The sequence below is a fragment of the Armatimonas sp. genome (assembly GCF_043760365.1).
Classification (GTDB): domain Bacteria; phylum Armatimonadota; class Armatimonadia; order Armatimonadales; family Armatimonadaceae; genus Armatimonas.
Genome location: NZ_JAYUPA010000872.1, coordinates 1 through 8,748 on the forward strand (window position 1 = coordinate 1; position 8,748 = coordinate 8,748).

The window sequence follows — 8,748 nt, forward strand, 5'->3', positions numbered from 1 at the left end:
GTACCTCGATATCGAGCTCGACTTCGGGAGCATCCTCGGTGTATCGCTCCGTGCGCAGGTCATCGGGAATCACATCCTCTAAAACCAGTATTCCTCCGGTGGTATCGTATTTCGGGGTGGTTCTCTGAATGGTGGACAGCGCGAGGGGTTTATCTTTTGCGCGGACGGTTCGGAAGGCTCTGATTTGGATCTCGTTCTTACGATCCGTATCAATGTGAATGGTGCCGACAACGCCCTTGATCACAACTCCTGTGATGCCTTGAGCCGGGAACTCCCACTTATACTCTTTTTTCTCCTCCACGATCGCGTGGGCGCTCGTCGCGATTAGAAGGGCACTCAGTGTGGCAATAATTCTCATAGATGGTAGTTCCTAGTGTACCAGAACGTCTCCCAGCCACGCGGCTGTGACAGCTCCTGTTACGGTTGCTAGTATATTTACGGCATCATTGCGTAGCCAGTTCAGTCCACGTGTTGGTTTGCCCAGTGGGATTTCACTCCAGCGCCCGGTTTTTTCGTCGCGCCACTGTGCCTGAAGCGTTGCCCCGAACAGCGAGTCCGCCAGTGCCCCGACAAACCCCGCCAGCGTGACGCCGAGAAAGAGCCCGCCCCGCCCCCAATACTGGGGGAGCCATCCGAGCAGCGCCGCGCCCGCCAGTGCCGCCAGCGTTCCGAGAAGCGAGATCGCGCCAGACTCACCGGGCTCTGCGGGAGCGAAGTTCGTCACTCGCCTCGGCTTGCCTCCAAAAAGCGAGCCGAGCTCCGTCGCCCAGGTGTCGGCGTTGGCGGCGGCCAGTGCGCCTAACATCGCCTCTGGATAGCCCAGCACGGCGCAGAGTGCGGCAATGCCCCCGTTGGCAAGCACCTGCCAGGCATCGCGCTGGCCTGATTTCTCAAACCCAAGCGTTGCTTTTTTGCGCTTGCCGAGCTTGGAGAGCGCCGTGGACGTTCCAAAAAATGCAAGCAGTGCCCCAGCGGCGAGCCAGCCCCCGAAGGCCAAGTGGCAGAAGCCTACACACGCTGCGGCAATCGCACCTGAGAGCGTGAGCGCCCGCCCACGCCACGCCAGAAAACCAACCAGAGGTGCGCCGATTGTAGCGACGAGAAGCGGAGTAAAAGGAGTCATGGGCACCCTTCAGACCGCCCCCATGAACGGGGGCGTGATATTGTCCTCGTGCCTCGGACGCAAAGGGCGTGCCGCCCGTCCGAATCTCTATGGCTGCATGCAGCCTTTGTGTCGGCGAAGCCGTCAATAAGACGCCCCCGTTCATGGGGGCGAATGAAAAGAGAGCGAGTCAGCGGCTTGCGATCCATAAAATAATCAGCAGCGGCAGGTCGGCGGCGAGGGCATGGAGCAGAATTGCATCCCCGAGTGTTTTAGTTTTCGCGACAACCTCGCCCAGCGCAAAGCCCACGGCCATAATTCCCAGTACGGCAAGCGGCGCAACCCAGAGCGGGGCGATGAGAAAGATGGGCATGCTGTGCCAGGCACCAAAGAGCACTGCCATGTAGAACGGCCCCCCCTTGCCCTGGCTGCCGCGCCAGAAAAATTCCTCGACCAGCGGGTTGCCGATCAGAAAGTAGGGAAAGAGCCAGACGAAGCTCGCCTTGGTGACGCCGACCGTGGCAAGGCGCTCCAGAAGCAGATCGGCGGGTAGGAGCCATTTCCCAAAGAGCTGGTAGAGGCCGATAAGCACTACATTGCTTGCAAGGGCGACGACGAGATGCACTTTGAGCGGCCACTTGGGGCGCAGAGAGTATGCGAAGCCTCCGAGCCGCCAAGTGCCAAAAAGGCAGCCAGCGGCGTAGAACAGAAACGCCAACAAGGCGGAGTGGAAGACAAAAAGGCCCGCCGCGACGGCGGGCCAGGGTAAGAGCGCGAGGAAAAGCGGATTAGAAAATCGCGCGTTCGGTATCTTTGTCGAAGACATGGCAGTGGTCGGCGTCTATCACGATGTCCAGCGGGGCGTTCTCTTTGGCGATTGTACTGGCATCCACCACGGAGACCAGAGCATGGCCACCGAGGCTGATGTAGAGGTTTGACGTGGCACCCATCTGCTCGATGACCTCAACCTGCGCACGGATCACGTTTTCCGGTGTCCCCGACACCAGCGACTTGTCGTTGAGGTGCTCGGGGCGAACGCCGAAAACCACTTCCTTGCCGACATACGCCGCGAGGACAGTGGTGCGCTCGGCGCTCAGGATGACGGAAAAGCCGCCGCAGTGGATCACAGGCCGAGCGCCCTCCATCGCGACGGTTGCGCCCTTCACAAAGTTCATCGGGGGCATGCCGATAAAGCCCGCGACAAACATATTGGCGGGGTGGCGGTAGATATTTTGCGGGGTATCACACTGTTGAAGCAAGCCATTGTTCATGACCGCGATCCGCTGGCCCATGGTCATGGCCTCGACCTGATCGTGGGTCACATAGATCGTGGTCACTTTGAGCTCGCGGTGGAGGTTGATCAGCTCAAAGCGCGTCTGGACACGTAACTTGGCGTCTAAGTTGGAGAGGGGCTCGTCCATCAGAAACACTTCCGGCTCGCGGACAATGGCGCGCCCCAGCGCCACACGCTGTCGCTGCCCGCCCGAGAGTGCTTTGGGCTTGCGGTCTAAGTAATCGGTGATATCGAGCTTCTTTGCCGCCGCCTGGATCTTGGCGTCAATGCTCGCCTTGATCTCCTTGGTCTTACCGGGGTTGGCGAGCTGCTCCCAGATCGGAGGAAGCATGCGCAGGCGCAGCCCGAAGGCCATGTTGTCATAGACACTCATGTGCGGATAGAGCGCGTAGTTCTGGAAGACCATTGCGATATTGCGGTCTCGCGGCGGCACGTCGTTGACCACGCGCTCCCCGATGAGAATCTCGCCGCTGGTGACTTCCTCAAGCCCAGCGACCATACGCATCGTCGTGGTCTTGCCGCAGCCCGACGGCCCAACGAGCACCATAAACTCGCCGTCGTGAATCTCCAGATCGAGATCTTTGACAGCATTGACTTCCTTCTTGGACTGTTGATCCACGAAGGTCTTGTTCAAATTGCGAAGAATGACTTTTGCCATAATTGTCCTGCGAGGAGTATAACCCGCTTCGTCTACTTCGGCAACAAAGCCGCCACAGAGATTTGTGCATCCGGCTTTGCAAGAGGAGAGGCGCTCTCGGATTCGTCGTAGAGTCGGGAGCTTCGGTAGGCTTTTCCGCGTGGTTCACGGCGCACTTCTAGAGTCCGGGCATTGATGTCCAGAATCCAGTATTCCTTGATCTCTGCCTCGGCGTAGGTCTCGGACTTGGTCTCTTTGTCAAAAGCCAGCGTGGAGTCGGAGATCTCCATCACCAGAAGCACTTGCTCTTCCGTGGGATGCTCCGGGTAATCATCCGGCTCCCCTGCGACAACGGAAATATCCGGCTCAGGCTCACCGTCGGTGGAGAGGCCAATCGGGAGCTGGCAGAGGACAGTAAAGTCGTCACCCATTGCCTGGGTGACAGCGCTGAGAGACTTTGAAACAGAAGTCGCGTGGGGACGGTTCATAGGCGGTTTGAGATAAATCTCTCCTCGGATAAGCTCAAGGCGTGGGGTTTCGCCAAACAGACCCAGCTCCACCGCCTGGTGGTAGGTCTCGCGGGTCCAGTGCCAGGTTGCGGGTTCTTTGGTGGCGCTCATGAGGAAATTATACCGCCCGTTGGAAATCGGTGACAGGTTAGGGATTCTGGTAGTATAGACTGGTATCTTATGACTAATGCACCGATAATCTCCAGAAAGGAATCTGTTTTGGTTATGGTGAATTTCATGTCTTACGTATGCAACTCGAAGAGATCATCCGTCATGATCCGAACAATTTACCCTATCGTATTTGGCATGAAAGTGGTGAGGGCGTGAAGGTTTGTTTTTTACCTCTCCTTGCAACGGATCGAGTTAGTTTAGTAAAGCCTCCTTGGACCGATGCTCTATTCCGAGCATCGTGGCCGGACTTTGTCGGGGAACCTCGTACGTTGAAATTAGTCAAACAAAATGGAGGGGCTCATGAGATATTGGGGATCGTAGATATTGGGGATCGTTCGTCTCGGTGAGGTACCAAGTGGTGTCTCTTTTTTGATGCGTAGTCTATTGGAGACTAATCCCGAATGTCAATCAATAAACGCTAGAGGCACAAAATACCGTGGCATTGGTCGAGTTCTTATAGCACGTTTGGTAGCCGAGAGTTATAATTTAGGTACACAAGGGCAGATTCGTGTGAAAGCACATCCAAGGGCGCGAGGATTTTATGAAGCGTTGGGATTTATACCTTCAAAAAAACTAGCCATTGATGGTGGGCTAAGCCTCGCCTATGATCTTTTTGCGGAAGTTGCAGGGAAAATTTTTGATAAAGCCACGGAATCAAGTGAGAGGGAATTGTGATGATTGTCAATATTCTAAAGCGTTGGTTTCTGCTAAATAAAAACGTCAATATTGATTTACCCAGCGAATAGCGAAAGTTCAAGAGACTGATGTGGTAGAAGAGGCTAAAGCTCAGTCTCGTGCCATTCTTGCTAGAGCCAAATCCGACGCTGAGAAGCAGCGTCGCGAGGCCCGTGCCGACACGGATGCTCGACGCGAGGAGACGGATCGGTATGTTCGCGAGCTTCGTGCAGAGTCGGAGCGCTACGCCAAGGACGTGCGCCGTGATTCGGACGACTATGCCCGTGAGGTGCTCGTCACCGTGGAGCAGCAGCTCGATAATATCGTGTCTGGAGTCGGGCAGAAAGTGGGGGGACTGCGAAGTCAAGTGCAGCGAGGACGTCAGCTTCTGGAGCGTAGCATTCAGGAAACTGAGAGATTGACGGATGCAAAGCCCGTGCCGGGTCGGGGAAGTCGGTAGTCCGGCACGGGTTTGTTGCACGAGAGGGGGGCTACGGAGTGGTCTCGCTTTTGAGCAGGCGCTGGCCGCTGGTGCGGCGGGGCTGGAAGCCGATCTTTGCCAGCTCGGGGGTCTTGTCGGCATCGGGGGTGATGCAGGCGTAGTAGAAGCGAATCCGCAGGAGCGTGGTGCTGAGGCTCTTTGCCGCCGCGTTGCGCCGCGTTGCGCTGCTTTGTAGCGGCTTGCCGGGGGCTGGTCGTGGCCTGAGGAGCTGCCTCAGCGATAATTGCGAGCTGCTCTTGGATGCGGGTGATAACGGACTCTGGGAAGTGGGCGTTGGGGGGGGCAATCTGTGGGGTCTGCGCGAGAGCCTTGTGCCCAAGCTGGATCACCCGCGCTGTGTTTTTTAGGTCGCCTAAGATGCCCCGCTCGAAGCCGTAGGCGATCAGCGCCGCTTGTTTATCTGCCGCGCTCAGCTCGAAGTCGGGGATAGCCTCGATATGCCGAAAGCCATCGCGCAGACGCTCAGTCAGGGTGTCTACGGCGGCATCGTAGCGCGGTTTATTGCTGCGCCTGCCGGACTCTGCGGTGTCCTTTTGGTTATCGAAGCTGGCGACACTGATGACATCGCTGTCGAGCTGGGTGCGCAGAAAGGCAAGCAGCTTGAAACGATCTGTTGCTGTGCGCGCGTCGTCTACTTCTTGAACGAGCTGCCCCTGCGTAAGCAGAGCGTCAATATCGGGTTTCATCTTTTTAGTTTTCCCTTCGGGAGAGCGGTCTCCAATCACCTGGAACTGACTTTTCCAGCGATACATTCTATACAATTTTAAACAGACATAAGGTTCCCGATTGGTTCAAGCATTTCCTACCACTCGGACACACTACAACAGCTCGGGATCGAGAGGTCCAAGTGCAGGGGAGCTGATCGTTGTGATGTCGGGGTCGTCTTGAACCACTTCTTCAAAGATCTGCGAGAACGCCCGAACAAAGCCTAGCTCCTCACGAATGACTTCTGCGCTTTTTTGCCAGTCCCGGTGCTCGTAGTAGCCCGAGTTGTCGTGCGCGGCGTAGAGCAGGCCCGCCTCTTTTGCCAGATCCAGAATATGGCAGACAGTGGTGTGGGCATTTTTCACATTCTGGGCGTACTGTGTCTTGGTGAAGCCCGAGCCCAGCCAGAGCGGCGTGGCGTTTGGATCAGACGTTCGGTAGGCCGAGAGCCCGACGCAGACACTCTCGCAGCCCTTGCCGGGATTGACGACGATCACATAGCCGTAGCGCAGGAGAACGCGTGCGAACTCTAAAAATATCCCGCCCCGATAGTAGGTGAGCGACCCGCCAATCTCTAGCTCCTCGGGAAAGTCTTCCTCGCGCCAGTAGGGGGAGTTTTTTGCCAGCTCATAGCCCGGTTGCTCAAAGCGATGGACAAGCTCATCGGGCACAAAAGAGAAGAAAGGCGAGACGAGTCCAATGCGGAGCTGGTTATAGCTCTCGGACTGCGGCTCGGCAAGGCGGCGGGCGACAAGCTCGGGGAGCACATAGCCTTGTTTCTGTAGCTCACGAGGAACCATCGGGCTGTAGACGGGGTCTACCCGAATCACCTCTGAGGCGCTCTCGATCCCTAGCTCTACGGGCAGCTCTAAGATCTTGCGCCGCAGCCGATTGAGCCTTAGAAGCAGCTCCTCTTCGGAGCACTCGGTGCAGAAGGCATAGTCAATAAAGATTCCCATTTTTCCCCAAAGCGCGGCGAGGCCAGCAGCCGATCCACCACGCGCGACTCGGCTCCAGGGGCCTTATCACCTAGAAAGTTCTCAATCTCAGAGGGTGTGGGTGGCAGACCAATCAGATCAAAGCTCACTCGCCGCAGCCAGACAGACTTTGGTGCGGAAGCATTTCGGCTCAGCCCGAGCTCTTGGCGCTTAGCTTCCACCATGGCCTCGACCCCCTCCGGTGAGCGAAGGGGAGATTTTTGCAGGGGCTGGAAGGCCCAGTGCTTGGCAGGGTCGGGTTTTGCCAGCGTGACGGGGCCAGGTGCGCCGTGTCTCACCCACTCCGTAAGCCCCGCCAGCTCACGCTCGGAGAGCTTGGTTCCTGTGGGCGGCATCGCCGCAACGCCCGGCTCGTGCCGAACGGCCTTGAGAAGCTTTCCCGATGCCACGACGTTTTTCCAGCCCTGGGGGATATCCAGGCGTAAGTTTGCTGCCGCTTGAGTGCCTTTGTGGCATGAAAGGCAGCGTGCCGCAAAGACGGGGCGCACTTTGGCTTCAAAGAGTTGTGCACCGTCGCTGGTGACAGGTCGTGGCGGCTGAAACAAAGCCAGCAGCGCAAGCGGAAGGAGAGTTTTCATGAGTCGGTATTGTGCACGGTTACGTCAAGCCCACAGCGGCAGGCACCCATGCGCTCAAAGCCTATTATTGACCGATCAGCTCTTTGTAGATGCGCATGATTTTCTTAACATACCCTTGGGTTTCACGGTAAGGGGGGACACCGCCGTACTTTTTCACGGCACCTTCGCCTGCATTGTAGGAAGCCAGAGTTAGGATAAGCTGTTCAAGTGTGGCATCCGTGTAGGTCGAGGATTTACTGTATTTATTGAGGCGCTCTTTGAGCAGGAAAATTCCACCTGCGAGATTCTGGATCGGGTCGTAGGGATTGGTGAGCCTCAGGCGTTCGACCTCATCGGGCATGAGCTGGATCAGGCCCATTGCACCCGCGTGGGAGCGATCCTGCACCTTGAAGTCGGACTCAGCGATCACGGTCGCGACAATCAAGCGCGGATCCATATCCATCTCCTCGGAGTAGCGCAAGATGGCATAGGTAATCTGATCCGCCTGAGTCTCCGAGAGGCGTTTGTTGTGGTTCTTGATATAGCCTCGGTAGGCCGGGAAAACCGCGCGAGCACTCGCGGAGAGATCCTCGAAACGGGGTGGGCCAAGGACAATCTGTTTCTTGCCAGCAAGCGATTTAACCGGCAGTGCCCGCGAACTTAAATTCCCTCGGGGCGCAGCGGCGGTCACGCGGAGACGTTCTTGTTCTTTGAGTCGTTCCTGTTCCTGTTGCTTCCGGAGTGCTGTTTTATACTCTTGCTCCGCCTTCCAGCGCACTTCCAACGAGTTAATATCGAGCGCTGAGGCCACCGCGATCACTTCCAACTCGGGAAGCCCAACTACTAGCCCGCTATTATCGCCCCCCTCGGTGACAATGCAGAGCACACGCACGATCGCGCCGGGCTGCAGCCAAGCAGGGAGCTGAGACATTCGCAGAGTGAGGGTGCCTGAGGCGAGGGTCTTGAAGATCATCAACCCACTCCCATCGCCGGAAGGGGAGAGACCCGCTATCGTGCCTTCCAGCTCGAATGCCTTACCCTTGTAGGTGGTTGGTGCCTCCCGAATCTTTTCTAATGTCAGCCCCCAGACAATCGGTGACGCGCGGCGGAGGGCCAGATACTGCGTGGTGGGCGAGACACTCTCTTGGGCAAGCGCGGAGGGAAGCGAGGCAACGGAGCCTAACAAGACAAAGACACCGCACAGGAGTAGCCTCGTACGGAGAGTCCGGGATTCGAACCCGGGGTAGGGGTTAAGCCTACAACGGTTTAGCAAACCGTCGCTTTCGACCACTCAGCCAACTCTCCTGATCATAAGATCTGCTCCTGTTTTGGTGTCGCGCCCGTATTCTACCAGATTATTTGTTTTGTGCAAGCGGTATACTAGAGTGGCGCAATAGGTGCGCCACAACGTTTCCACTTCAGGGAGTTAATAATCGTCATGAACCGACGTGCACTATTGGGACTCGCCGTGGGGCTGACCGGAGCGCTTGCGCTCGGGCTCAACGCCTCCGCAAAGCGCGGCCCTCTTAAGATCGGAGAGGTCGTCAAGGCCCCCGTTCTCCGAAATATCGTCACCAATAAACCGCTGGATCTTGCCA

The 8,748-nt window shown here is 57.1% G+C and carries 11 protein-coding genes and 1 tRNA gene; 2 read left to right on the plus strand and 10 right to left on the minus strand.

Going from position 1 to position 8,748, the window contains the following annotated elements:
- The 5 genes from ACH2EH_RS21635 to ACH2EH_RS21655 form a co-directional block, all read right to left on the minus strand.
- The coding region (locus ACH2EH_RS21635) for a hypothetical protein (protein WP_395144998.1) at positions 1–358 on the minus strand (358 nt) is incomplete at its 3' end.
- A 12-nt stretch (positions 359–370) separates the two neighbouring features.
- The gene (locus ACH2EH_RS21640) at positions 371–1,123 is read right to left on the minus strand and encodes a DUF92 domain-containing protein (protein WP_395145000.1); all 753 of its coding nucleotides are present in this window, start codon (positions 1,121–1,123) and stop codon (positions 371–373) included.
- Positions 1,124–1,292: 169 nt separating this feature from the next.
- Positions 1,293–1,928, minus strand: a complete 636-nt coding sequence (locus tag ACH2EH_RS21645) for a CPBP family intramembrane glutamic endopeptidase (protein ID WP_395145002.1) — start codon at positions 1,926–1,928, stop codon at positions 1,293–1,295.
- A complete protein-coding gene (locus tag ACH2EH_RS21650) occupies positions 1,891–3,054 on the minus strand; it encodes an ABC transporter ATP-binding protein (protein WP_395145004.1) in 1,164 nt (387 codons plus the stop codon). Before ACH2EH_RS21650 ends, ACH2EH_RS21645 begins: the two co-directional genes overlap by 38 nt.
- Positions 3,055–3,086: 32 nt before the next feature.
- On the minus strand, positions 3,087–3,653 hold the full coding sequence (locus ACH2EH_RS21655; RefSeq protein ID WP_395145005.1) for a Uma2 family endonuclease: 567 nt from the start codon (positions 3,651–3,653) through the stop codon (positions 3,087–3,089).
- A gap of 384 nt (positions 3,654–4,037) precedes the next feature.
- Here ACH2EH_RS21655 and ACH2EH_RS21660 point away from each other — a divergent pair, with 384 nt between their 5' ends.
- Both ACH2EH_RS21660 and ACH2EH_RS21665 read left to right on the plus strand, forming a co-directional pair.
- Positions 4,038–4,388, plus strand: a complete 351-nt coding sequence (locus tag ACH2EH_RS21660) for a GNAT family N-acetyltransferase (protein ID WP_395145006.1) — start codon at positions 4,038–4,040, stop codon at positions 4,386–4,388.
- 91 nt (positions 4,389–4,479) lie between these two features.
- Complete coding sequence (locus ACH2EH_RS21665) at positions 4,480–4,848, plus strand: hypothetical protein (RefSeq protein WP_395145007.1); 369 nt, start codon at positions 4,480–4,482, stop codon at positions 4,846–4,848.
- On the opposite strand, the gene ACH2EH_RS21670 is transcribed toward ACH2EH_RS21665, so the two are convergent.
- From ACH2EH_RS21670 to ACH2EH_RS21690, 5 genes are all read right to left on the minus strand, one after another.
- Entirely contained in the window at positions 4,791–5,576 is a 786-nt protein-coding gene (locus ACH2EH_RS21670) for a hypothetical protein (RefSeq protein WP_395145009.1), read from the minus strand. The two genes, ACH2EH_RS21665 and ACH2EH_RS21670, sit on opposite strands and share 58 nt — an antisense overlap.
- A 132-nt stretch (positions 5,577–5,708) precedes the next feature.
- Positions 5,709–6,554, minus strand: coding sequence for a hypothetical protein (locus ACH2EH_RS21675; RefSeq protein WP_395145011.1), 846 nt, complete (start codon positions 6,552–6,554; stop codon positions 5,709–5,711).
- Positions 6,494–7,171, minus strand: coding sequence for a DUF1549 domain-containing protein (locus tag ACH2EH_RS21680; protein WP_395145013.1), 678 nt, complete (start codon positions 7,169–7,171; stop codon positions 6,494–6,496). The genes ACH2EH_RS21675 and ACH2EH_RS21680 overlap by 61 nt, the downstream gene beginning before the upstream one ends.
- A 64-nt stretch (positions 7,172–7,235) precedes the next feature.
- Positions 7,236–8,336, minus strand: coding sequence for a lytic transglycosylase domain-containing protein (locus ACH2EH_RS21685; RefSeq protein WP_395145015.1), 1,101 nt, complete (start codon positions 8,334–8,336; stop codon positions 7,236–7,238).
- Between the two features lie 31 nt (positions 8,337–8,367).
- Positions 8,368–8,455, minus strand: a tRNA-Ser gene (locus ACH2EH_RS21690).
- Positions 8,456–8,748: the final 293 nt, after the last annotated feature.

Bases quoted from the DNA above. Each gene is read 5' to 3' on its own strand.
- ACH2EH_RS21670 (WP_395145009.1), bottom strand. From the start codon at position 5,576: ATGAAACCCGATATTGACGCTCTGCTTACGCAGGGGCAGCTCGTTCAA.
- ACH2EH_RS21645 (WP_395145002.1), bottom strand. From the start codon at position 1,928: ATGTCTTCGACAAAGATACCGAACGCGCGATTTTCTAATCCGCTTTTC.
- ACH2EH_RS21655 (WP_395145005.1), bottom strand. From the start codon at position 3,653: ATGAGCGCCACCAAAGAACCCGCAACCTGGCACTGGACCCGCGAGACC.
- ACH2EH_RS21680 (WP_395145013.1), bottom strand. From the start codon at position 7,171: ATGAAAACTCTCCTTCCGCTTGCGCTGCTGGCTTTGTTTCAGCCGCCA.
- ACH2EH_RS21640 (WP_395145000.1), bottom strand. From the start codon at position 1,123: ATGACTCCTTTTACTCCGCTTCTCGTCGCTACAATCGGCGCACCTCTG.
- ACH2EH_RS21650 (WP_395145004.1), bottom strand. From the start codon at position 3,054: ATGGCAAAAGTCATTCTTCGCAATTTGAACAAGACCTTCGTGGATCAA.
- ACH2EH_RS21675 (WP_395145011.1), bottom strand. From the start codon at position 6,554: ATGGGAATCTTTATTGACTATGCCTTCTGCACCGAGTGCTCCGAAGAG.